The sequence below is a fragment of the Sphingobacteriia bacterium genome, from assembly GCA_017304685.1.
Classification (GTDB): Bacteria; Pseudomonadota; Alphaproteobacteria; order Rickettsiales; family 33-17; genus JAFKLR01.
Genome location: JAFKLR010000004.1, coordinates 383,716 through 409,278, shown reverse-complemented (window position 1 = coordinate 409,278; position 25,563 = coordinate 383,716). Strand labels below are relative to the sequence as shown.

19 protein-coding genes are annotated in these 25,563 nt (G+C 29.6%); 11 read left to right on the top strand and 8 right to left on the bottom strand.

The genetic code is table 11. From position 1 onward, the window contains the following. Window positions 1-18: 18 nt before the first annotated feature. The 3 genes from J0H68_07355 to J0H68_07345 are packed head-to-tail and all read left to right on the top strand — an operon-like array spanning window position 19 to window position 5,482. Window positions 19-2,850, top strand: a complete 2,832-nt coding sequence (locus J0H68_07355) for a 2-oxoglutarate dehydrogenase E1 component (GenBank protein MBN8828507.1) — start codon at window positions 19-21, stop codon at window positions 2,848-2,850. 17 nt (window positions 2,851-2,867) lie between these two features. Beyond that, window positions 2,868-4,058 carry a 2-oxoglutarate dehydrogenase complex dihydrolipoyllysine-residue succinyltransferase gene (odhB, locus tag J0H68_07350; protein MBN8828506.1) on the top strand — a complete coding sequence of 397 codons (1,191 nt, stop codon included), beginning with the start codon at window positions 2,868-2,870 and terminating at the stop codon, window positions 4,056-4,058. Between the two features lie 17 nt (window positions 4,059-4,075). Next, on the top strand, window positions 4,076-5,482 hold the full coding sequence (locus tag J0H68_07345; GenBank protein ID MBN8828505.1) for a dihydrolipoyl dehydrogenase: 1,407 nt from the start codon (window positions 4,076-4,078) through the stop codon (window positions 5,480-5,482). A 28-nt stretch (window positions 5,483-5,510) separates the two neighbouring features. Here the strand turns inward: J0H68_07345 and J0H68_07340 are convergent, their stop codons facing one another. Beyond that, the gene (locus J0H68_07340) at window positions 5,511-5,768 is read right to left on the bottom strand and encodes a SemiSWEET transporter (GenBank protein ID MBN8828504.1); all 258 of its coding nucleotides are present in this window, start codon (window positions 5,766-5,768) and stop codon (window positions 5,511-5,513) included. Window positions 5,769-5,939: 171 nt separating this feature from the next. Between J0H68_07340 and J0H68_07335 the strand changes: the two genes are divergently transcribed. The 7 genes from J0H68_07335 to J0H68_07305 all read left to right on the top strand — a co-directional run bounded on the left by J0H68_07335 (window position 5,940) and on the right by J0H68_07305 (window position 16,437). Continuing rightward, window positions 5,940-6,491, top strand: coding sequence for a NifU family protein (locus J0H68_07335; protein MBN8828503.1), 552 nt, complete (start codon window positions 5,940-5,942; stop codon window positions 6,489-6,491). 276 nt (window positions 6,492-6,767) lie between these two features. Continuing rightward, window positions 6,768-7,967, top strand: a complete 1,200-nt coding sequence (locus tag J0H68_07330; protein MBN8828502.1) for an MFS transporter — start codon at window positions 6,768-6,770, stop codon at window positions 7,965-7,967. A gap of 127 nt (window positions 7,968-8,094) precedes the next feature. Then, entirely contained in the window at window positions 8,095-9,834 is a 1,740-nt protein-coding gene (locus J0H68_07325) for a hypothetical protein (protein ID MBN8828501.1), read from the top strand. A gap of 167 nt (window positions 9,835-10,001) precedes the next feature. Then, entirely contained in the window at window positions 10,002-13,163 is a 3,162-nt protein-coding gene (locus tag J0H68_07320) for an isoleucine--tRNA ligase (GenBank protein ID MBN8828500.1), read from the top strand. Beyond that, window positions 13,160-14,137 carry an NAD(P)H-dependent glycerol-3-phosphate dehydrogenase gene (locus J0H68_07315; GenBank protein MBN8828499.1) on the top strand — a complete coding sequence of 326 codons (978 nt, stop codon included), beginning with the start codon at window positions 13,160-13,162 and terminating at the stop codon, window positions 14,135-14,137. Before J0H68_07320 ends, J0H68_07315 begins: the two co-directional genes overlap by 4 nt. 3 nt (window positions 14,138-14,140) lie before the next feature. Next, window positions 14,141-14,986, top strand: coding sequence for a YihY/virulence factor BrkB family protein (locus J0H68_07310; protein ID MBN8828498.1), 846 nt, complete (start codon window positions 14,141-14,143; stop codon window positions 14,984-14,986). A 2-nt stretch (window positions 14,987-14,988) separates the two neighbouring features. After that, a complete protein-coding gene (locus J0H68_07305; protein MBN8828497.1) occupies window positions 14,989-16,437 on the top strand; it encodes an AAA family ATPase in 1,449 nt (482 codons plus the stop codon). Window positions 16,438-16,473: 36 nt separating this feature from the next. Here J0H68_07305 and J0H68_07300 read toward each other — a convergent pair whose 3' ends face one another. Then, entirely contained in the window at window positions 16,474-17,892 is a 1,419-nt protein-coding gene (locus tag J0H68_07300; protein ID MBN8828496.1) for a DUF4153 domain-containing protein, read from the bottom strand. A 271-nt stretch (window positions 17,893-18,163) separates the two neighbouring features. On the opposite strand from J0H68_07300, the gene J0H68_07295 reads away from it, so the two are divergent. Continuing rightward, window positions 18,164-18,349: a hypothetical protein gene (locus J0H68_07295; GenBank protein ID MBN8828495.1), complete on the top strand. Its 186-nt coding sequence runs from the start codon at window positions 18,164-18,166 to the stop codon at window positions 18,347-18,349. 115 nt (window positions 18,350-18,464) lie between these two features. Here the strand turns inward: J0H68_07295 and J0H68_07290 are convergent, their stop codons facing one another. The 6 genes from J0H68_07290 to yidC form a co-directional block, all read right to left on the bottom strand. Then, window positions 18,465-20,288, bottom strand: coding sequence for a hypothetical protein (locus J0H68_07290; protein ID MBN8828494.1), 1,824 nt, complete (start codon window positions 20,286-20,288; stop codon window positions 18,465-18,467). An 83-nt stretch (window positions 20,289-20,371) separates the two neighbouring features. After that, window positions 20,372-21,550, bottom strand: a complete 1,179-nt coding sequence (locus J0H68_07285; GenBank protein ID MBN8828493.1) for an O-antigen ligase family protein — start codon at window positions 21,548-21,550, stop codon at window positions 20,372-20,374. Then, entirely contained in the window at window positions 21,547-22,149 is a 603-nt protein-coding gene (gmk, locus tag J0H68_07280) for a guanylate kinase (GenBank protein ID MBN8828492.1), read from the bottom strand. The genes J0H68_07285 and gmk overlap by 4 nt, the downstream gene beginning before the upstream one ends. 198 nt (window positions 22,150-22,347) lie before the next feature. After that, window positions 22,348-23,289: an acetylglutamate kinase gene (locus tag J0H68_07275; GenBank protein ID MBN8828491.1), complete on the bottom strand. Its 942-nt coding sequence runs from the start codon at window positions 23,287-23,289 to the stop codon at window positions 22,348-22,350. Further along, window positions 23,261-23,881: a YihA family ribosome biogenesis GTP-binding protein gene (locus tag J0H68_07270; protein MBN8828490.1), complete on the bottom strand. Its 621-nt coding sequence runs from the start codon at window positions 23,879-23,881 to the stop codon at window positions 23,261-23,263. Before J0H68_07270 ends, J0H68_07275 begins: the two co-directional genes overlap by 29 nt. A 16-nt stretch (window positions 23,882-23,897) precedes the next feature. After that, entirely contained in the window at window positions 23,898-25,562 is a 1,665-nt protein-coding gene (gene yidC, locus J0H68_07265; protein MBN8828489.1) for a membrane protein insertase YidC, read from the bottom strand. Between the last annotated feature and the right edge of the window lies 1 nt (window position 25,563).

Here is a 25,563-nt window from a genome sequence, read left to right as displayed (position 1 = left end):
AAGGTTAAAGTTTATTGTATGTCGGATTTAAAAGGAACTAGTTATCTTTTCGGTGCTAATAGTGTTTTTATTGAAGAATTATATGAAAGATATTTAGAAAATCCAAATTCTGTAGATGAAAACTGGCGACAATTTTTTGCTAATTTTAATGACAATAAACAAGCTGTTAAAACAATAGTTAATGGTCCTTCTTGGTGTAACAGGGGAGTTACAATTACCAAAATTAAGGAAGAGCCAAAACCATTAGATAAAAAAACAGCAAATATTGATGTTCAAGAAGTTCTTTATTTAAAAGCCATTAGAATGGTCGATAATATAAGACTTCATGGGCATAAGATAACTTCTTTAGATCCACTAAACTTAGAAAAATTACCTCTATTAGAGGAAGTAGGGTTAGATTTACCACAATTAGGTTTTTCTGAACAAGAAATCGATTTAAATGTCGATTTAAAAAATTATGTTGAGGGAATAGGTCAAGTAAGAATTAGAGATTTACATTCTTACTTATTAAACGTTTACTCTTCAACTTACGGTGTCGAAACCGCACATATCCGTGATGAAAATGAAAAATTATGGTTATATAAAAAATTTGAAGCTCCTGATTTTCAAAATTCACTAAATAATGAAATAAGAAAACAAATTGCAGAAACCATTCTTCATGCAGAAGGGTTTGAACAATTTTTGCACGTAAAATTTCCTGGCGCAAAACGCTTCTCGGTTGAAGGTGGAGAATCTTCAATTATGGCGGTAGATCAAATAATTGAAAAATCAGCAGAACTTGGTGTTAATAGATTAATTATGGGTATGGCTCATAGAGGTAGGCTTAATATGCTTACTAAAATCATGGGTAAACCATATGTCGCTATGTTATCACAATTTCAAGGTAATTTAGCTTTCCCAGATAGTTTAGGTTTTGCAGGAGATGTAAAATATCACTTAGGTTATTCGTCAATTAGAAAAACGAAATCAGGTAATGACATATCGCTATCAATGGTCCCTAACCCATCTCATTTAGAAACTGTTAATCCAGTTGTTATGGGTAAAGTTAGAGCAGAGCAAACTGAAGCAGAAAAAAATGGTAATAATCGTTCTTCTGTTGTTTCTCTTTTAATCCATGGTGACGCTGCAGTATGTGGACAAGGTGTAGTTGCAGAAAGCCTAATGTTGGGTGATATTCCAGGTTATGAAGTAAAAGGAACTTTACATATCATTGTAAATAACCAAGTTGGTTTTACAGCAAATCCATGGAATGGCCGCAGTTCTAGATATCCATCTGAATTCGCTAAAGCTATTTCTATTCCTATTTTTCATGTTAATGGTGATGATGCAGAAGCTGTAGCAAAAATTGCAAGACTTATGGTTGAATACAGGCAAACTTTTAATAAAGATGCCATAATGAATTTAGTTTGTTTCCGCTTACATGGTCATAATGAAACAGATGAACCTTTCTTTACACAACCTGTAATGTATGAGCGCGTTAATAATCATGAAGGCGTTGCTACAAAATATAGTAATTATCTTATCAATTCAGGTGTAATTAATGAAACTTGGGTTGAAAACTGCAAAAATAATTTTAAAGAATTTTTAAATAAAGAATTAGAACAATCTAAAACCTATAAACCTAATAAAGGCGATTGGTTAGAAGGTAAATGGTCAAAATTTAAACCGGCTGATGTTAATAAAAAAATTGAACCTATTACAGGCGTTGATGAAAAAATATTAAAAACAATTGGTCAAAAAATCTGTGAAATACCAAATGATTTTAATATAAATAGCAAAATTGCAAGACAATTAGATCAAAGAAAAAAATTAATTGAAAGTGGTGAAAATATTGATTGGGCTACTGCTGAAGCACTTGCATATGGTTCCCTTTTGCTTGAAGGAAATTCAGTAAGACTTTCAGGTCAAGACGCTGGGCGCGGTACATTTTCTCATAGACATTCAGTTCTACATGATCAAAAAAATGGCAATAGACATATACCACTAAATAACATCTCAGATAAACAAGCAAATTTTGAAGTACATGATAGTAATTTATCAGAATATGCAGTTATGGGATATGAATATGGCTTTGCATTAGGCAACCCTAACTCATTAGTTATTTGGGAAGCACAGTTTGGTGATTTTGCAAATGGCGCCCAAATTATTATCGATCAATATATTGCTGCAGCTGAAACTAAATGGCTTAGAATGAATGGCTTAGTTCTTCTATTACCACATGGGTTTGAAGGTCAAGGTCCAGAACACAGTTCCGCAAGACTTGAAAGATTTTTACAACTTTGCGCTGAAGATAATATGCAAGTTGCATATCCAACAACCCCTGCTTCAATATTCCATTTATTACGTCGCCAGGTTATTAATAATTTTAGGAAACCATTAATAATAATGAGTCCTAAATCATTGCTTAGACATAAATTAGTAACTTCTAACATTAAAGAATTTGGTAATAAAACTTCATTTAAGCCAGTTATTGGTGAGATTGATAAATTAGATCCTAATAAAGTTCAAAAAGTTGTTTTCTGTACTGGAAAGATTTACTACGATCTATATGAAGAAAGAGAAAAAAGAAAAGATCAAAATGTAGCATTAATTAGATTAGAGCAATTATATCCATTTGCAGAAGGTTTAATAAAACAAGAAGCAAATAAATATAAAAAAGCTAAATTTATATGGTGCCAAGAAGAACCAAAAAATATGGGTTCATATACATTTATTGCACCAAAATTAATGGAAACATTAGGCGAAAAAATTGAATATGTAGGTAGAAAAGAAGCTGCTTCACCAGCTACTGGTTATTCAAAAATTCATACTAAAGAACAACAAGAAATTATTCAAAAGATATTTAGCTAAAAGGGAGAGTTTACATTATGTCAGTTGAAATTAAGGTTCCAGCACTGGGTGAGTCTGTAACTGAAGCAACCGTTGGTAAATGGACTAAAAAAGAAGGTGATTTTGTTAAAGTTGATGAATTACTTGTTGAACTTGAAACTGACAAAGTAACAATGGAAGTTACTGCTCCCGCATCTGGTGTAATCGAAAAAATTACAGCTAAACAAGGTGATACCGTTGGTATTGGCGCACTTCTTGGTTCAATTAAAGATGGGGCAGCGCCAGTAGCTTCAAAACAAGAATCAAAACCAGTCGCTGCAGCTGAAGTAGCTGTAAATAAAACTCTTGCACCAAGTTCAAATACTGCAGCAGGATTTATGATGCCTTCTGCTAAGAAAATGGCTGTAGAAAATAATTTAAGCGAAAGTAATCTAAGTGGTACTGGCAAAGATGGAAGAATAACAAAGGGCGATGTTATTAATGCTCTTGAAAACCCATCTACTGCTACTACTTCTAAAGCTTCTTCGTCAAGAAATGAAGAGCGCGTTAAGATGACTAGACTTAGAAAGCGTATTGCAGAAAGACTTAAAGAGTCACAAAATAATGCTGCTATTTTAACTACCTTTAACGAAGTAGATATGACAAATATCATGAATCTTCGTAACCAATATAAAGAAAGTTTTGAAAAGAAACATAAAGTAAAACTTGGTTTTATGTCGTTTTTTGTAAAAGCTGCTGTTACGGCATTAAAAGAAATTCCTGCAGTTAATGCTGAAATTGATGGCGATGATATTATATATAAAAATTATTACGACATAGGTGTGGCTGTTGGAACAGAACAAGGTTTAGTTGTTCCTATTGTACGCGATGCTGAGCAGAAAAGTTTTGCTGAAATTGAACAAGAAATTGTTAATTTAGGTAAAAAAGCTCGTGATGGTAAGCTTACTATGGCTGAACTTACTGGCGGTACTTTCTCTATATCAAATGGTGGTGTGTATGGTTCACTTCTGTCTACACCAATCATTAACCCTCCACAATCAGGTATATTAGGTATGCATAAAACTATGGAAAGACCAATGGCGGTTAATGGTAAAGTAGAAATAAGACCAATGATGTATTTAGCATTATCATATGATCATAGAATTATTGATGGTAAAGAAGCAGTTACATTCCTCGTTAGAATAAAAGAGTGCATTGAGAACCCTGAAAGATTATTATTTGATTTATAAATTTAAGGTGAAATTTTATGGCTGATACAGATTTTGATGTAATAGTAATTGGTGGTGGTCCTGCAGGTTATGTTGGCGCAATAAGGCTTTCACAACTTGGTTTTAAAACAGCCTGTATTGAAGCAAGAAAAACTTTAGGTGGAACTTGTTTAAATGTTGGATGCATTCCTTCTAAAGCGCTTTTACAATCAAGTGAATTATTTGAAGAAGCAAAACATACATTTAAAAATCATGGAATTAGTGTATCAGGTTTAAAACTCGAACTTGAGCAAATGCTTGCGCGTAAAGATAAAGTTGTCAATGACTTAACTAAAGGCATTGAAGGTTTATTCAAAAAGAATAAAGTCGCTCACTTTATTGGTACAGGTTTTATAAAATCTGCAAACCAAGTTACTGTTAAAGATGGTAAAAATGAAACCATTTTAAATACTAAAAATATAATGATTGCAACTGGTTCAGAAGTAGCCACTCTTCCAGGTATTGAAATTGATGAGAAGCAAATAGTTTCATCAACAGGTGCTTTAAGTTTACCTAAAGTTCCTGAATCAATGATAGTTATTGGCGGTGGATATATTGGGCTTGAAATGGGTTCAGTATGGCGTAGGCTCGGATCGCAAGTTACAGTTGTTGAATTTTTAGATAAAATTGTTCCTACAATGGATAGTGAAATTGGTAAACTTTTGCATAAAGAACTTGAAAAACAAGGAATGCAATTTAAGTTAGGAACAAAAGTAATTTCCGCTGAAAAGAAAAAAGGTAAAGTAATTTTAACTGTAGAACCTGCTCAAGGTGGTAAGCAAGAAAAAATTGAAACAGAAGTTGTTTTAGTAGCAGTTGGAAGAAGACCATTTACTGGTAATTTAGGACTCGAAAATGTTGGTATTAAAACTGACAAAGCAGGTCGCATTGAAGTAGATGATCATTTTAGAACAAACGTCCCAAATATTTATGCAGTCGGTGACGTTATTCGTGGCCCGATGCTTGCTCACAAAGCTGAAGAAGAAGCGGTTGCAGCAGCAGAAATTATGGCAGGTCAAGCAGGACATGTTAATTATGATACCATTCCTGGTGTAATTTATACATATCCTGAAGTTGCATCTGTTGGTAAAACTGAAGATGAACTTAAAGCAAGTGGAGTTTCTTATAAAGCAGGTAATTTCCCATTCCTTGCAAATAGTCGCGCAAGAGCGGTTGATAGTACGGCAGGTAAAGTTAAAATTCTTGCTGATGCGAAAACCGATCGTATTTTAGGCGCTCATATAATTGGCCCTGATGCGGGTACATTAATTGCTGAACTTGTAGCGGCAATTGAATTTGGCGCTTCATCAGAAGATATAGCACGTGTTTGTCATGCTCACCCAACACTTAATGAAGCTGTAAAAGAAGCAGCTTTAAGTGTACTTGGCAGAACTTTAAATATGTGAGCTAAAGGGTAGTTTAACTACCCTTTTTTTATTTCCACCTAATTTTCATTATTAATATACTTACTGCTAGAACTAATGTTAAAGCATTCCATAATATTAATGAAATAGAATCCATGTAAACTCCATAAGCCACCCACGAAGCTAGTCCTGTACAAAATAATACATACATAAGTAAAGAAATATCTTGTACTGAACGACTTTTCCAAACTTTAATTACTTGTGGAACGAATGAAACCGCCGTGCACGCGCCTGCGATTAAGCCTATTAATTCAATAGAATTTTGCATAATTTTTACTCCTAAGATTTTGAATTTTAATCCGAGAGGGTAATATACCTTTAAATCACCTGAGGTAATAAAACAATATTTTTATTATTAAACTATATCCTTGCAATTTTCTATAATTTTATTAAAATACCTGACAAAATTACTAAGTTATTATACAAGAGGGATTTTATTATGTTTATCCAAGTTGAACTTACCCCTAACCCACTTACCTTAAAATTTATTCCAGGTGAATATGTTACAGGTAGCGAACCTGTAAACATTCCATCAAAAGAGACCGCATATAAATCTCCTCTTGCTGAAGAATTATTTAAAATTCAGGATGTAGAAGGAATATTCCTAGGATATGATTTTATTACAGTAACAAAAAATGAAGCTGCCGATTGGAATATTTTAAAAGCTGAAATTTTAACAACTATAATGGATTTTTACGTTTCAGGAAAAGCCATTTTAAATGATAAAGCTAATACTACAATTGAAGTTTCTTCAGAAAATGATACTGATATTGTTAAACAAATAAAAGAAATTATCGAGACTAGGGTTCGTCCTGCCGTAGCTCAAGATGGTGGTGATATAATTTTCGTCGAATATGAAGATGGTATTGTAAGGCTAGAACTTCACGGCGCTTGTTCAGGTTGTCCAAGTTCAACCATTACCTTAAAAAGTGGCATTGAAAATATGTTAAAATATTATGTTCCAGAAGTTGTGGCAGTAGAAGCAGTTTAAATATAAAAATACTAAGGTTATATATACTTAATCTAAGTATTTTTATAAGCCTTTATTATAACTGTACTATTAAATTTTAACTATTTCTTTACTTAATATTAAAATAAAATATAATAATTTTTAAATTATAAAAGTTAATTACAATGCGCAGAATTTTAATACATACATTATCATTTCTAACACTTCTTAGCAGCTAAGCTGCTATAATTATCTCTTATGTTTTCTTTACAATTAAATAAATTTCATTTCCACTTAAATAATAAATAAGGATATTTTATGTTTAATCGTTACACCTTATGGGCTTTCGCAAGTATATTTTATGCCTATCAATATATATTAAGAGTCTTACCTAACGCTATTAATTCGGAAATAGTAAATAAGTTTAATATGGGTGCTACAGAGCTTGGTCAATTTTCTGGTATTTACTATTTAGGTTATGTATTAGCTCACATTCCTATTGGTATAATGTTAGATAAATTAAGTTCTCGCATTGTTCTTTCCTTAATGTGCACTTTAACGTGCTTAGGTACCGCAAGCTTAGTTTTTTCTGACCATTATATTATAGCTATTTTAGGTAGGTTTTTAGTTGGTGTTGGCTCATCTGCTGCAATTATTGGTTTATTTAAAATTACTCGTGAAAGTTTTGAAGAAAATAAATATTCAACCTTCATGGGTATTGCAGTAACAATTGGCTTAAGTGGCGCTATTTTTGGTGGGTTACCACTTGAAATGTTACTTAAATCCTTCGGTTGGCAAAAAAGTGTTTTAATTTTAATTGGTATTGGAATATTTACATCCATCTGTATCTTAATTTTTGCAGGAGGCAATAAAAATACCCAAGCAATTTCTAATATCCAAATTTTTTCAAAAGATATTTTTCATCCTGCACTCATAACTATTTCTATTTTAGCAGGTTTAATGGTAGGGCCATTAGAAGGCTTTGCTGACGTATGGAGTAAAAGGTTTTTACAAGAAGTTTATTCATTACCTCCAGAAAATGCCAGTTTTATTGCTTCACAAATTTTTATCGGTATGTGTTTTGGAGCAAGTATTTTAGGATATTTAGCACGGTTTATTTCAGCCCCGGTTATTGTTATTTTAAGTGGCATTATAATGACTGGAGCTTTTGGCTTAAGTTTATCAGGAAGCATTAGTCCAACTACTATTATACCATTATTTATCTCTTTAGGAGCATTCTCAGCCTATCAGGTGGTTGCAATAAGCTACGCGGTAACAAAGGTTCCGGCAAGCAGAGCCGGCGTTGCTTCATCAGTGGCAAATATGATCATAATGGCATTTGGCTATGTCTTTCACACAGTCATAGGTTATGCGCATGATTACTCAAGTAAAATTACCAATAACCCTAAGGAACAATACTTAATTTCAATGGGAATAATCCCTATAGCTTTAACAATTGCTGTAAGCGGGTTTATTGTTATTTATTTAAGAGATAAACACAAGCTTTCGGTTAAGTAACTGAAATTCATAGAAAAAATTAATACTCTATCATTAATCTTAGTTTAACATTGACTATTGGTTAAAAAAAAGGTTAATTTCATAGCAACTTTTAATCAAATAAATTATCTTATTTAAGGAGAAAATTATGTCAAAAGAACAAGCAATTAAGTTGTATCATGATAGCGAATATAAAGAAGCGTTTTCAATGTTCGTTCAATTATTAAAAGACAAAAAATTTTCAGTAGAAAAAATTGCTATAAATATTAGTGATGATGAACTTAAAAAGTTCGCTGATGACACCCCTATTCAAAAAGTTGATGATGATTGTTTAACATTTTTATATTATTGCGGAAAAATATACCAAAAATTAGAACAACCTACCGCAGCAAGGTCAATGTTCCAAATATTAAATAAAAGTAATAATAACCGTAATTCCGATGCACATTATGAATTAGCAAAATCATATTATGAAGAAGCTATTAAGGAATTACGCAAATTAATAAATACTACGTTAAAACCTACAGAAATTAATGATGAAATTAATTCTTGTAAAAAACTTGCCGAAAGTTATCATACAAATCTTAAAGAAATTGATGATTCTTATCACGGCTTTTCAGAATTAAATAATTTAAAAGAAGAACTTATTAAAACTGAAAATACTATAAAATGTAAAGAAGCAATTGATTTATATAATCAAGGAAACTATGAAGAAGCATTTCCAGTATTTGTAGAAATTCTAAAAACTAATGGATTTCCTGCTGAAAAACTTACTATTACAACAAGCGAGGGTGATGTTCAGCAAATTATAGGTGAACAACTTAGTAAAAAAGCAGAGAATAATAACGATGAATTTTTAAATGCACTTCTTTATTGCGGAAGAATATATAAAAAATTAGGGAAAAATAATGCTGCTTTATCAATGTTTTTCATGGAAACCAATAGCAATAATAATGATCGTAAAGCAGAAGCTCACTTTGAAATAGCAAGCCTATATTATGAAGGAGCTATTAAAGGGTTAAATGCATTAATAAATAATCAAGTCGAACACAAAAAAGATACCTTTGATGCTATTAACTCTAATAGAAATAGTGCTAATGAATATTATGAAAAATTAAAATCCCTTAACGCTTCTTATAAGGAAATTCCTCAATTAGAAGAATTAAGCAAAAATGTTACTGAAAAATTTGAAGAATTTTATAATTCTGTTATTCAACAAGTAGCACCTCAAATTGAAGAATATAAAAATGCAAAAACTTACAAAGAAGCGGATGAATTATATTTTAAAATTCATAGCAGCTTCACAAACTTATTAAGTACATACGATAGTTTAAGTGAAATAAAAGTAAAATTACACTATGAATTCGCTAAATTTATGTATGGTCATGCAGAGAAAAAAATTGAAGCCTATAAAGCTGAAGAGATAGATTTAATAAATTCACCATTAAAATTAGCCTCAATAAATACAATTATAATGCAAGCTGTTTTACAAACTAGCTTTATTAAAAATCAAACCATGATAGATGAACTAAATTCTTTGAACGAAAAAGTAAATAAAGCTTACAACGAAGAAAATGAAAAATTAAAAACTGCGAAAGAAGCAGAAGCTGAGCGTGCTATTAAAGCAAAAGAAGATAATGCAAAACAAGCTACTGCAAAATATGAAAAATATACACGCATTGCTAAATATGTTGCCGGCTTTGCCTTAGTTGCACTTTTAGGTTATTTCGGTGGTAAGCGTGTATTAAACAGCGTTTCAGGGCAAAACTTTGTTAAAGCTGTAAGCGAAAAAATGCCTGAAATTAACGTTAACTTACCTAAAATTCGCCAAACTTTAGAAGACAAAATTAAGGTTGTTATTAACTCAGTTAGAACACCGCGCGCTTAATTTTTATTAAAATACTGAATCTCAAAATTAATTGAGGTTCAGTATTAATAATATTTTTATACCATCTTATTACATTAATATTTTCTCTACCTAATCCTTGACATAAAGACGCTAAAACGTAATATAAGTGCAAATATCAATAATCCTGGAAACACGTGAGTAAATAAATGAGTGGATATCCTAAAGTCAGCTCGAGTCCTAATTTTAGTGAAGTTGAAGAAAGAGTTCTTTCTTATTGGAAAGAACATAAAGTTTTTGAAAAATCAGTAGAAGAAAGACCATCAAAAATTGATGGTAAAAAAAATGAATTTGTTTTTTATGATGGCCCACCTTTCGCTAATGGTCTTCCACATTATGGTCATTTACTTACAGGATTTGTAAAAGATACTATCCCTCGTTACCAAACTATGAAGGGCAAAAAAGTAAATAGAAAATTTGGCTGGGACTGCCATGGCCTTCCTGCAGAAATGGGCGCTGAGAAAGAATTAAGTTTAAGCGGACGTGCTGCAATTATGAATTTTGGCATTGATAAATTCAACGATCATTGCCGAAATTCAGTCCTTAAATACAGAAATGAATGGCAAGATTATGTAAACCGCCAGGCTCGTTGGGTTGATTTTGAAAATGACTATAAAACTATGGATACAAATTTCATGGAGTCAGTTTTATGGGCATTTAAGCAACTTTATAATAAAGGCTTAGTATATGAATCAATGAGAGTAATGCCTTATTCCTGGGCATGCGAAACCCCTCTTTCAAATTTTGAAACAAGATTAGATAATTCCTATAGAGAAAGAGCTGATAAATCGGCAACAGTACTTTTCAAATTAAAAGAAAAACCAGAATCATTAAGTGATATTTCAGAAGATGTTTATTTAGCAGCTTGGACCACAACACCTTGGACCTTACCATCTAACCTTGCAATAGCAGTTGGGGCAGAAATTGAATATTCTGCAATTGAATTTGATAGTAAAGTTATAATTATCGCTACAAGTTCATTTTCGCAATATAAAAAAGAATTAGGTGAAGAGCCAAAAATAATTAAGAGCTTTAAAGGTAGTGAATTAAAAAATATAACTTACATTCCACTTTTTGATTATTTTAAAGATCATCCAAATAGCTTTAGAATTTTATTAGGTGATTTTGTAACAGAAGGTGATGGAACAGGCGCTGTTCACTTAGCTCCAGGTTTTGGTGAAGATGACCAAATAATTTGTGAAAAAGAAGGTATTACGCTTGTTTGTCCGGTTGATAGCCAAGGTAAATTTACAAAAGAAGTTTCAGATTTTGAAGGCTTGCAGGTTTTTGATGCTATTGATGAAGTAATTAAAGCATTAAAGCTAAAAGGTTTTTGGCTTAAAACAGAACAATTTATTCATAATTACCCACATTGCTGGCGTACTGATACTCCTCTTATATATAAAGCAGTGCCTTCTTTCTATGTAGAAGTAACTAAATTTAAAGATAGAATGGTGGAATTAAACCAACAAATTACTTGGATTCCTGATCATATAAAAAATGGGTTATTCGGTAATTGGCTTGCAAATGCAAGAGACTGGTCAATTAGCCGTAATCGTTTTTGGGGAACACCAATTCCGGTTTGGAAATCAGATGATCCTAAATATCCACGTATTGATGTTTATGGTTCAATTGAAGAACTTGAAAAAGATTTTGGGGTAAAAGTAAAAGATTTACATAAACCTTTTATCGATGAATTAACTCGTCCAAATCCTGATGATCCAACAGGTAAATCAACAATGCGTCGAGTTGAAGATGTATTCGATTGCTGGTTTGAAAGCGGCTCAATGCCTTATGCACAAGTGCATTACCCATTTGAAAATAAAGAATGGTTTGAAAATCATTTTCCAGCAGATTTTATCGTAGAATACACCGCACAAACTCGTGGTTGGTTCTATACTTTAATGGTTCTTTCAACTGCACTTTTTGATAGACCACCTTTCCTAAATTGTATATGCCACGGCGTAATTTTAGATGAGAAAGGACAAAAATTATCTAAGCGTTTAAATAACTACGCAGATCCAAAAGATATTTTTAAAAATTTTGGTGCCGACACTTTAAGATGGCTTATGATATCTTCTCCTGTAATGAGAGGATTAGAACTTCTTATAGATAAAGATGGAACAATGTTAAAAGACGTTCAAAGGCTTGCAATTAAGCCAATTTGGAACTCTTACCATTTCTTCACTCTTTATGCGAATGCCGACAAAATTGACGCTAAAATAATAACAAATAGTAAAGATGCACTTGATAGATATATTTTAGCCAAACTTAGAAACGTTGTTAAAATAGTTACCGAAAGTTTAGATAAATTTGATACAATCACGGCAACTAAATCTATTGAAGATTTCTATGAAATTTTAAATAATTGGTACATTAGAAGAAACCGTCCGAGGTTCTGGCGTAGTGGCTATGATGAAGATAAGCAATTAGCTTATGATACACTTTTCACAGTTTTAATAACCATGGCTAAAATTTCTGCTCCACTTTTACCACTTTTAAGTGAAGCCATTTATTTAGGTTTAAATAAATTTGATATGAGTGATTATAATCAAAGTATACATTTAACTGATTTTCCTGATTATAATATATTCCCACAAGAAGAAAATCTTGTAGTTGAAATGGATAGAGTACGTGATATTTGTACTTCCGCGCATTCCGTTAGAAATAATAATAACATACGTGTTCGTCAACCACTTCAAACCTTAACTGTAGCTGGTAAAAGCGTTACCATAAATGATTTAATTGAATTAATTAAAGACGAGCTTAATGTGAAAGAAGTGAAATTTACTGATGTAGTAAATGAATTTGTAAATTTCAAACTACAGCTTAATTTCCCATTACTTGGTAAAAGAATGCCAGAACTTATTAAAGATATTACCAAGGAAGTTAAGCAAGACAATTGGCAAAAAAATAATGATGGCACAATAGCAGTTGCAGGTAAAACGCTTCAAAAAGAAGAATTTACTCTTTTATTGCAACCAAAAGATCCAAAAAATACTGAAAGCTTATCATCACAAGATGCAGTTGTTATTCTTGATCTTAATATTTCGGAAGAATTATATAATGAAGGTTTAGCCAGAGATTTAGTAAGAGCAATTCAACAAGCAAGGAAAGATGATGGCTTTGAAATAAGTGATAGAGTTGATATTTCAATTGAGGCTTCAGAAAACTTTAAAACTAGCACTCAAAATTTTATTAGTTATATTGAAGAACAAACTCTTTCAAAACTTTCTTTTACAAATGAAGAAGGAAAACATAAACTCGAGAGTGATAAAGAAGTAATTTCATTTAGTTTAAAAAAGATATGAAGATAGGTATTATTGGAGCGGGAGCTTGGGGAACTGCGCTTTCATATTATTACTCGGCTTACTTTGGTGAAGAAAACGTTATAATGTGGACGCGTAATCAGCAAGTAGCTGACGACATAAATAGTCAAGAAAATTCAAAGTACTTACCTCTTCCACCTAGTCATAGGTTAATTTTAGGTTATGCAACAACCAATAAAACTAAATTTAATAATTTTAATAGTGATTTCATTTTTCTAACCATTCCTTCTCAAAATTTAAGAGAAGTTTTGATGGATGGTTTTGAGCTTGATGGTAAAAATTTAATTATTTGCGCCAAAGGAATTGAAAATTCATCTTTAAAATTTATGCATGAAGTTGTAGAGGAAATGTTTCCTAATGCAAATATTGCAGTTCTTTCAGGACCTAACCTTGCTCACGAAATTGTTAAAGACCTTCCTACAAACACCTTAATTGCAAGTAGACATGTAATTTTTAAAGAATTTGCCGATCAATCTTCTTCAGATAATTTTAAATTCCATTTTTCTGAAGATATTATTGGCGCACAAATTTTCGGTGCCTGTAAAAATATATTAGCTATTGGTTGTGGAATAGTCAGAGGATTAGAAATTGGTGATAACGGATTTGCCGCTTTTTTAAATAGCGCTTTCGAAGAAGTTAATGAACTAAATTTAGCTTTAGGTGGAAAAGCAAAAACAGCTTTTAGTCCTGCAGGATTAGGGGATACTATCCTTACATGTATAAGTCAAAAATCTAGAAATAATTCTTTAGGCAGAGAAATAGTAGCTAATAAAGATAAAAGCGTAAAAGAGATTTTAGAATTTAAAAATTTGCTAACCGAAGGTTATATGTCAGCTAAGCCAATATATGAACTTATTAGGAAACATGAGCTATCATTACCAATTATAGAATCTATATATAAGATACTTTATCAAAATGAAAATGTTGATATAATTAAGAAATTAAATTGGTTGTAATTAATGAATATAAAGAGATTTTATAGATCCAGTGCCAATGCCTTAATTGACGTTATAGATCATGACGGCATTGAACATGCGGGCTATTTAAGCTTTATATTTATTTTAGCTATTTTTCCATTCTTAGTTTTATTAATATCAATTGCAGGTTTCATCGGTGAACTTGCGATAGGTGAAAGATTTATTGAATTTTTATTCAGTAACTTACCTATTCATGTACTAAATTTTTTAAAACCACGAATTGATGAAATTATTTTTGGACCACCAGAAAGTATTGTTAGCATAGCTATTTTAGGTGCAATTTGGACTGCTTCCTCATCATTTGAAGGGCTTAGAACTATTTTAAATCGAGCTTATCGAGTTAATTCCCCGCCTGCGTATATTTTACGACGTATGTTAAGCATATTCCAATTTCTATGCTTCGTTGTAATTTTAATGTTTATTATATTTTGCTTAATATTTCTACCTCCGCTTATTAATGATATTTCGAAATTTTTAGACTTAAATATTAACATATCCCCTTCAGTTTATTACTTAAGGAATTTAGCGATATTTTTAGTTTTACTTATCTTCATTGGTAGTATATATTACTTCCTACCAAATATTAAGCAAAGACTTACCACGGTTTTACCTGGAGCTTGTATTACTTCTTTATTATGGTCAATATCGGGTAGCTTACTTTCTGCTTATATTAGTAATTTTAGACAAGTAAATCTAATTTATGGAAGTTTAGAAGGAATCATTGTTACATTGATTTTTTTCTATATTAATAATATAATATTAATATTTGGCGCTGAATTTAACTATCATTTTGCAAATTTTAAAAATAACCAACTTAGTAAGAATTAACTATGAACCTAGTTTTAGACCCGCTTAAAGCCATATTTGAATTTATTTTTCCAGTAAAAAAAAATGAATTAAAAAAGTTTTTCTTACTGAGTATCTTGATGTTCGGTATTCTTTATATCCATGCTACACTCAGATCTTTAAAAGATACAATTATTGTTCCAAATATTGGAGCTGAAGCTTTAAGCTTTATTGATTTATACTTAGTTTTACCTTTCGCTATTTTATTTACCCTCGTTTACACTAAAATTAGTAATATTATTCCTAGTGAAAAAATATTTTATATTATCAAATTCTTTTTCCTAACATTTTTCGTCGCATATTGCTTTTTAATTTACCCAAATATTCATCATTTACATCCTGATCCAGAACATATAGAAAATTTAGTAGCCTTAAATCCTAAGCTAAAATGGTTAATTAAAATTTATGGAAAATGGACATTTGCTCTTTTCGGTATTTTAGTAGAGTTATGGGGCCCTACTGTTACAGTTTTAATGTTTTGGCAATTTGCAAATAGAATTACAACTTCTGAAGAAGCGAGAAGAATTTACCCAACTCTTGCATTGCTTGGAAATTTTGCTTTAATTTTAGCAGGTTCAGTTGTGAAAGATAGTGCAAAACACGCTAAAAATGTCATCGTATATAATCTTGGCGTAGTAATCGGCGCAATTATATTTAACATAGTCATTTATTTTATAGCCAACAAGTTACTTGCTTCTCATAAACGTCAGCTTCCGCCAAAAAGTAATATCTCCGTATTTAAAAGCTTAAAAGTTATTATGAGCTCCCCTTATTTACTTTATATATTCTTAATGGTTGTGGCATATGGCACTATTAATAATATGATAGAAATTCAGTGGAAAGCTAATATCCGTGAGGTTTATAGCGATCAAAATAGCTATGCAAAATTCTTTGGTGGATTTACTCAATACATGGGTTATTCATCAATTATAATTATGTTATTTAGTAGTCAAATTCTTAGAAGATTTAGTTGGAGAGCAGCAGCTCTTGCAACACCGATTGTAATTGCAGTAACCAGTTTCTTTTTCTTTTTAGCTTTATTAAATAAAGATGCACTTGAACCATGGGCGTATGAAAATTTTGGCATTAGCGCTAGTAAATTAATTGTAATTATTGGTATGTGTCAAGTAATTTTAATGAAAGCAAATAAATATGCCCTTTTTGATTCAACAAAAGAAATGGCCTTTATTGCAGCTGATGAAGATATTAAAACTAAAGGTAAAGCAGCAGTAGACGTAGTGGGTATGAGGCTTTCAGATACAACCGGAGCTGCTATACAATCATTTTTATTATGGTTCTTCCCAAGCGCATTAACCTTTGGTATGACCTTCTCAATTGCTATTATTGCTTTTATAATAGTTATACTGTGGATATATGCTGTAAATAATTTAAGCGGAATGTATACAAGACTTGTTAAAAGTAAAGCTGAATAAAAGTGTCTTTATAATAATAAGCTTAATATCTGACCTTTATGGTTTGCAGTAATTATTTTTACAACTTTCAGGAAAATATTTCTCACAAAGTTTAAATGACTCTTTAATATTGCCATTAGGATTACAAACAAGAAATTGGTTATACTTACCTTTTATCCTTACTTGCCCTATTACATATAGATCTTTTGCAACTGAATACACTGCATTTTGCTTTTTATTTGAATAACATTCCATATAACAGCCATCAATACCTTGGTAATGATTTTTTGTAGGAAAAATAACTTTTTTAGAATTAGGCACAGGATAAATATTCATAATATTTCCTTCACCTGTTATGTATACTGTATAATCTTCTGGTAATATACCTGCATATCCTCCAGAAGAGGATTGTGATTTGTTATTTTTATTTTGTGTTGGTTCAGAGATCCCAATATCTTTTAAGATATTTTCTATTAAATTTTCATTTCCTACAAATAAAACTTCAAATAAATTTTTATTCAATGACAAAACTTCAGAAGTTTTATACTGATTTATTACACTTTCTGGCATATTCTTAAACCAAGGTTTGATTAATTCAATACTATCAAACTGAATTAAATACCTTAATTTTTCTCTTACTAATGCTTTATCAGGTAAGGTGATTTCATTTTTATAATCTTTATTAATAACACCATTTTCTAAAATTCGATTTTTTACAAGAATTGTTTCTAATGCCGTAAATTTACTATAAACTGGAAGCTTATTAACACCCCAAGGACCAAAAGATCCAAGTAGCAATATTATACTAAAAAATAACATGTATTTCTTATATGTATCTTTCTCTTTTTGAATTAATAAGAGTACAATTGGATAAATTAAAGATATTAGAATTAAAGCCTTAATATATTCAAAAAATGTAATACCCTGGGTATTAAATTCATTACCTATTTTGTAAATACAATATCCTAACGGAAGAATATAAAATATAGGAAATAAAAATTTAAAAGTTTTTATATATCTAGAAACATTTTTTTGTAAAATTTCATAACTATTGAATACTTGCATACCAATAAGTCCAGTTAAGATCGTATATATTGATATCCAATAATTATCTGAAGTACTGTTAGTAATTGTTTTAATAAATAAAATTTTGAGTAAATATATATTTAAAAGAAATAATAAAACTAAAATAGCCGGTATAATTATATATAAATTTGAGGCAAACAAAGTAGAGTATAATTTATAATCTTCTTTATTTGGCTCTTCATCAAATTTGTTTGGGACGCCAGCGAGCCACAATATATTAAAAAGGCCAAATTGGCAAAAACATGTGAACTTTAGTAACGTTGCATGTGATAACAAAGAGAATTTTAACAAGTGACTGCAAATTATATTAATTATAATTACAAACGTTATTAAGAGGATAACTGATTTAAATACATTTAAAGTATTTTCTCTAATTTTATTTTTAAACATCCAATAATTAGTAGGAGCATATTGCTCGTCAAGATATGGAATTAATTTAATTAAATGTCTTAACCCAAAAAAAATTAAAATAAAACTTAATGTAAGTGAAAATATATTAAGTAATTTAAAATAATAAAAAATAATAAAGAAAATTATGCTAGGAATAATATAAATAATAATAGAGGAATTTCTTTTTTTACTTTCCGTATATATTTTTGAAAGAGTAAATAATAATATTCCGGAAATTAGTATAAAAAATTCAAATAAAACTTTTGTTACAATGTTAATTAATAATATATTTTTATCTTTTACAATTTCCGTTGCAAGTAAGTTTATTGATGTAAATGAAATAATGCTAATTATAACTGCAAAGCAAAAAGCAATAGGAAAACGAAAGGCTGTATTTTTTGTTTTATTAAAAAGAGTTGATAAAGAAAGATTCATTTCATTAGAACTTTTATATTAAATTAATATTTTAACTTAGTTATAATATTATTGTCAATTTTTCCTTTATTAAATTCTGGGATAATGAAAATGTAATTATCTTCCTAAAAAAGATAATTACATCAGATAAAAATCTATTAACGAGATTCTTCCATTGTAAGCGCTATAGTTTTTTCTTTGTCTCTTTCAACTCTATAATTTAAATCATTTATCGCATTATTATTTTCCATTACTGGAATGTTTTTAGTATATTTTTCTTCTATAGAATTATTAGTAAAATACCATACAGGTGCTAATAATAAGTTACCTGCGCCTAATAGTAAATTCCCTACTCCTTTTACTAAAGTTACAGGTGCATAAACAACATTTGATAAAATAGAAGGTGTTTGAAGTGTAATTTCTACATTTTCTTCTATTGCTTTTGCTGTAAAAATATTATGGGTATTAATATATGGGTTTTCTACTAAAGTACTATAAGATAATGCCCATTTTCTGTTACTTTCAAGTTTTTCTTCAATTTTTTTATTAAGTTCTTGGCTTCTTATATCTTCCGGATAACACCCGGTTTCATAATCAATATATTGAATTACATCATTATTTTTTATAGCTTCCCATAAAATTTTCCTGACTTCACAAGTAGTATTTTGACTGTTAAATATACCAAGTGCTGTAAGCGTTTTATTAGTTTTTAAAACTTCACAAAACTCTTTAAATAATTCTAAATTATTAACTATAGAATTGCCCATATTAAAGCTAATTATTGAAGTATTATTTTGTAAAAATGCCTTTATAAAACCAACATTAGTTTTATTAGGATTACGGATTGCTAAACCTACTGCTTTTATTCGCGGTTTATTTTCTAGAAAATTAATTACACATTTAATTTCTTCTTCTGAAAAATCTTTGTCATTTAAATATAGGCTGCTTAAATTATTATTTTGATTTAAAGCATCTAATATTGGTTTTAAGCCCTTTTCAGTAATCGTGGTTGGTTTATTATAAATATCATTTGAACTAATACTAAAACTACTCAAACTGTTATTATTTTTTAAACCTGTCGCTAGAATTTGCAAATTTTCATCAGTAAGCAAATAATTTTCAAATGATAATTCTTTTAAAAATGTATTATTAGATACATATGCGCTTATTATTTTACATTTTTCAGAATCAAGATATTTATCTGGATTAATGTGAAATGTATCCCCTGCAAAATGTAATGCGAGAGAAAATTCCGTATCCTTTTTAAGTATTTGTAAAACTTCTTCAAGGTATTCAGTATCATTATATATAGTCAACTCAAGAAAGTTTTGATATTTCTTTTCTTTAAGAAATTTAACAAATAATAAATCTGTTTTTGTATCGCCACCAATTTCATCAAATGTTAGATTTTTTATATATTTATTTTCTCTAAGCCCATCTATTAAAATTTCAGCATGATTACTTTGAATGCCCACATAAAAAAGCTTTAAATTTTCTAATGTTTTATTTTCTTTAAGATAGGTATTAAATAAATTTATTGTTTCTAGTTGTTTTTCTCTTTCTTCTTTTTCTTGATTAGGATCTGAGTACCAAATTCCAAATGCAATTCCTATCTCTAAATCTTTTAAGGTAGTATTGTTTTTAGCAAATTCAGTAAGATACTTTAAACCAATATGATTTAAAGAAAACTGAGGGTTAAATTTAGTTATAGTTTTATTTGTTTCAAAAATTTTAAAAAGCAACTCAAGATTTTGTTGATTTATTAACTGTACATCGAAAATTAACTCTTCTGGTATACTAAGTTCTGTAATAGTTTCATTATCCTTAAACGCTTCATAAAAATAAGTAAGAATATTATCTTCTAATAGTTTAAGCGCTTTTGGGTAAGTAAAATATATTTTACCCTTAATCTCACCCTTTTTTATTTTTTCTAAATTTTCTATTGTGAATTCGATTTGTTGAATATCGGAAGATTTACTCATAAGCATCTCCATTGAATTGAATTATAAGTAAATTTTAAATTAGAATTTTCAACTAAACAAATTATTTATATTCTAAAAAGCCTTTAATTTTCTTTATGAAGTAATACAATCTTAGTTAAAAGAATCGCAAAAATAATACTTGCTAGCCACCATTGTTGCCAAAGCCCATATGATATGTTTGCAATAACAAAATAATTTGAAAAGGCTGCTGCTATATATGATTTTACTTTACCCTTTTCCTTTATAAATGGCTTTAAAACTTTATTAACAATAAGAGCATAAAATACTAGCCCAACGTAACCTAATTCAAAAGCAATTTGTAAAATATTACTATGTGGATGAAGAGGTAAAGAAGAGCCAAATAAGGGATGAAAAGTTGAAATGTCAGCTTCCCAAAATCTAGATACATTAAAACCATAACCAAAAATTGTATGGAAATAATTATTGAATATTAAGTTACTAACGTAATCCCAAATATAAACTCTATGTTCAGCTGAAGCAGGTAAATGAAAATTATTTAGTACATAATTTTTATCTATATAATAATATAATAGCGGAATTAAAAATATAGAGCTTAAGGTTAAATATCTAAAAATATTATAAAGATTAGGTAAGTATCGTATAATAACAAATATAATTGAAGACAAAATTACTGCCAGACCACTTGCCATTGAATCTAAACTTAGAGTGATGGTAGTCACAATAATATAAAAAGTAACAGCAATTTTTTTATTGTAATTTTCAGATATAAAAAATACGATCGGCCAAAGAAGAAGATTTATAAAACTTATTCCTCTATTTAAATCAGATAAAAACCAGCCGTAATTCTTACTTTTAAAAATATCAATTCTTATTGTTCTAAATAATAGCCCTTGAGTCAAAACTTCAAAAAACATTATAACAATTGCAACTAAAACAGCTAAAATTAATGGTTTAAATAGTTGATCTTTTAAAAAAACTTTATTTTGATTTATCAATTTATCTAATATGAAATACCCAAATTGAATAAGCAAAATAGTCGAAAGGGTAAAATAGCTGCTTTTATTTGTGAATAAAATAAAAATTGATAAAAGCGTATAAGTAAGCAAAATAAAAATAATTTGTAAATTCTTATTTAAAAAAAACTCTTTAAAAATAATTTTTGAACGAATTTTTAATAACGCAAAAAGTGAAACTATTCCAAAGAAAGGAGCTATAAATAAGCCTGCAAGAAAGCTTATTAACGAAAGCGTAAACATAGAAATTTGAAGTAGGTTATTCATGCTTCTAATAATTCTTCAACAAATTCATCTAATTTGTTTAACCTTACTCTTTTTGATCTTTCTACAGTAATTATTTCCTGCAATAATCTTAAACTTTCATTGATGTCATGATTAATAATTACATAATCATATTCTTTATAATGGCTAATTTCACCTTTAGCTTTTTTCATTCTTTTTTGTACTACTTCTTCAGAATCTTGCGCTCTTTTTTTTAGCCTATTTTCTAATTCCGTTAATGACGGTGGTAAGATAAAAATACTAACTATATCTTCACGACAATAATTATAAAGTTGTAGTGCCCCTTGCCAATCAACATCGAAAATTACATCGTAACCTTGATCCAGCATTTTTTGAACAACTTGTTTTTGAGTACCATAATGATAATCAAATACTTTAGCATATTCTAAAAGCTCATCGCTATCGATTAATAATTGAAAATCTGATTCAGAAATAAAATAGTAATCTACCCCTTCAGTTTCTGACAAACGCTTAGGGCGAGTTGTCACAGATACAGAAAGCCTCATTTTAGGGTCATTTGCGAGTAGCAATTTACATAATGTGGTTTTTCCTGCTCCAGACGGCGAGGAAATGATTATCATTATTGACTTGTCTCGATAGTCAAAGTTATTCATTTTATCCTTTAATATTACTTAAAACTTCATAACATAAAAATTCTTTATAAGGTAACAATAACCCCACATTCATAATTCACTTTATTTTAAAATGAATTGCATGTAAATCATAATTTATTAATAAATTTATTATTTTAGCTAAATAAGCAAATTACAAACTTTAAATTAAATACTAACCGGATAAATCATTGTTCCTGGTCTGTTATCAGATAAAATTTCAAAAATAAGCCCATGTTCGACATTTGAATTAACGAAGTGTGCTGATTCAGTATAATTATCGATAGCTGCTAAAGCAGATTTAATTTTATTAATTGCGTGATTCTTAAATGACTTACCCATATTTAATTTTGCCTGAATTGAAGAAATTTCTTCAATAATTTTTCCTTCTTCATCAAGAAATATATCTTCTTCCATCATAATTATAATTTTACATGCTGCAAGCGATGAGGCTACCATTGAAGCAACATCTTCAGGATTTAAATATAAAGCTGCACAATTATCATTAAAACCTATACTGGAAATTATAGGGATAAATTCTGATTCATCAAAATTTGATAAGATATCAGGGTTTATCATTACCGGAACACCTTCCAAATTTGCATTAAATAATGTTTGAACATCATTTAATTTTTTAGTCGTAGTTTTTATTTTACGCGCTTCTATTAATTTTCCATCTTTTCCTGAAATACCAATAGCAAGTCCTCCAGCATTATTTATATGAGATACTATTCTTTTATTTACTAAATGACATACCATTTCTACTAAATCTATATTAGTAGTATTTACATCAACTTCATTTTCCTCATTTAGTGCATATTCAATATTAAATTTATCTAAGTATCTTATAATATTATGACTTGCATCATGAATAATTATTGGATTTATTCCTGCATTTTTAAGTAGAACAATATCTTGGGCGAATGAAGTCATTTTTACATAATCATCTAACAGTAATTCATCAAAGCAAATTACCATAGTTTGCCCTTCATAAAGCTTAATATAAGGGATAGCTTCACTTAAAATATCAAACTCGAAATGATATGAATTTTTATTCTTTTCTTTATTTATTTCACTTATATTAGAGTTTGATGTTTGTAATAATCTCATGTCGGAACTCCGATATTGTATTTATAAGTTTTATGCTTGTAGCAATTAATTCTGGATACATTGCCGCATGTTTATCCATTTGACCTTTGATGAAATTTTCAGTTTTTGCTAATTCTTCTTTACTACATTTATCGATCTTTGTTAGTACTATTCTATACGAAATTCCAGAATCATCTAGTATTTTTGCTACTTGTAGGTCAGATTCTTTTAAACCAACCTTAGGGTCAACTAACATATAAATTCTTTTTAACTCTCTTCTACCTTTTAAGTATTTGATAATTAAAGAATTCCAATTTTCCATTTGAGATTTTGGAAGTTTGGCAAATCCATATCCAGGCAAATCCACTAAAACAAATTTTTCAGAGATTTTAAAGAAATTAAGTTGTCTTGTACACCCCGGTTTTACAGAAACACGTACTAAACCATTTCTGCCCACTAAGGCATTTATCATACTAGATTTTCCTACATTTGATCTACCAACAAAAGCAAATTCAGGTAAATTACCTAAAGACGGTATTTGCTCAATTGTAGCAGCTCCTGCAACAAACTCAGCGCTTGTAGTAAATAATTTTTTTATAAAATCTGCTGACACTGTTTTATTACTTTAATTAAAATCTACGCATTTCTTTTACTACTCTTTTCTGTACAAACCATTGTTGAAGAATAGAAAGAATGTTATTCCATGCCCAATAAATTACTAATCCTGCTGGGAATTTATAGAACATTACAACAAAAATTACTGGCATAAATTTCATCATTTGTGCTTGAACCGGATCAGTTGGCTCTGGATTCATTTTTTGTTGTAAATACATGGTTATGCCCATAATTATTGGCCATGCACCAATTGTTAAAAATGATGGCGCATCCCATGGAGCGAGTCCAAATACATTAAATATTGATGTTGGGTCAGGTGCTGATAAATCTTTGATCCATCCAAAGAATGGGGCATGTCTTGATTCAATACTTATATATAAAACTTTATATAAAGCAAAGAATACAGGAATCTGCACTAAAAGAGGTAAACAACCTGATAATGGATTAATTTTTTCACGCTTATAAAGTTGCATTAATTCATAGTTAAAACGTAATTTATCATCTTTATATCTTTCTTTTAACCTATTAATTACAGGAGTTAATTCTTTCATTTTAGTTATTGAGGTGTAAGACTTATTAGCAAGCGGTAACATAATAAGTTTAATAATAACTGTTAAAAGTAGGATAGCTATTCCAAAATTATGTGAGTAACTATTGATAAAATTTAATATTATAGACATAGGTTTAGTTAAGAAATATAACCAACCAAAATCAATCGCTCTATCGAAATTATCAATGTTATAAGTTTTTTCGTATTGATCTAATAAATCAATTTTCTTTGCGCCAGTAAATAAATGGAGATTATAAGTAAGTTTACCGTCTTGTGGAACTGTTAATCTTTGTCCAATAAAATCTACTTGGAATCTATCTAATTGATTAATTTGCTTATATAGGAAACTTGCATTAAAGGTATAACGACTATCTGGAACAATACTTGAAAGCCAATATTTATCTGTAAGGCCTAACCAACCGGTTTTATTATCTTTATAATCATTTTTAATTTCATCTTTCATATTTTTGAAGCTAACTTCTTGTAAAATACCATCAAAAACACCTAATGGACCTTCATGTAAAATTGAGGTGGAATCGCCAACATTTTTTTCTATTTTTGAGATTAAACCATATGGAATTATAGTTAAGGGTTTATTCATATTATTATGTACTGAATGAGTAATTGAAAACATGTAGTTTTCATCAATTTCAATTCTAGTATTAAATGTCACACCTTGACCATTTTCCCAGCTTAAAACTACAGGATGATTTACGGCTAAAGTTTTATTATCTGTTCTCCAAATAGCATGGTTATCAGGAACCTTAATGCTATTTTCAGTTGATAGCCAACCTAAATGAATATAATGCGCATTTTCAGTATTAATAGGGTTTAGTAATTCAACTTTTTTACTATTTTTTTCAATGCTTTCATCAAATTCTTTTAAAATTAAATCATCAAATACAGCTCCTCTAAGATTTATAGAGCCAGAAAATTTATTTGTATTAATTAAAACTCTGTCATGGATTGAATTTTGAATTGCATGTTCACGAGTTGTAAATTTGATTTCCTGTTCTTGAGCTTTATTAGAAAGGTTATCATTATTTTTCTTTGCAAAAAATAACTGCCATCCACCGATGAGTAATAAAACAATTACTGAGGTTGTAATAAGTTTTCTTATTTCGTTCATA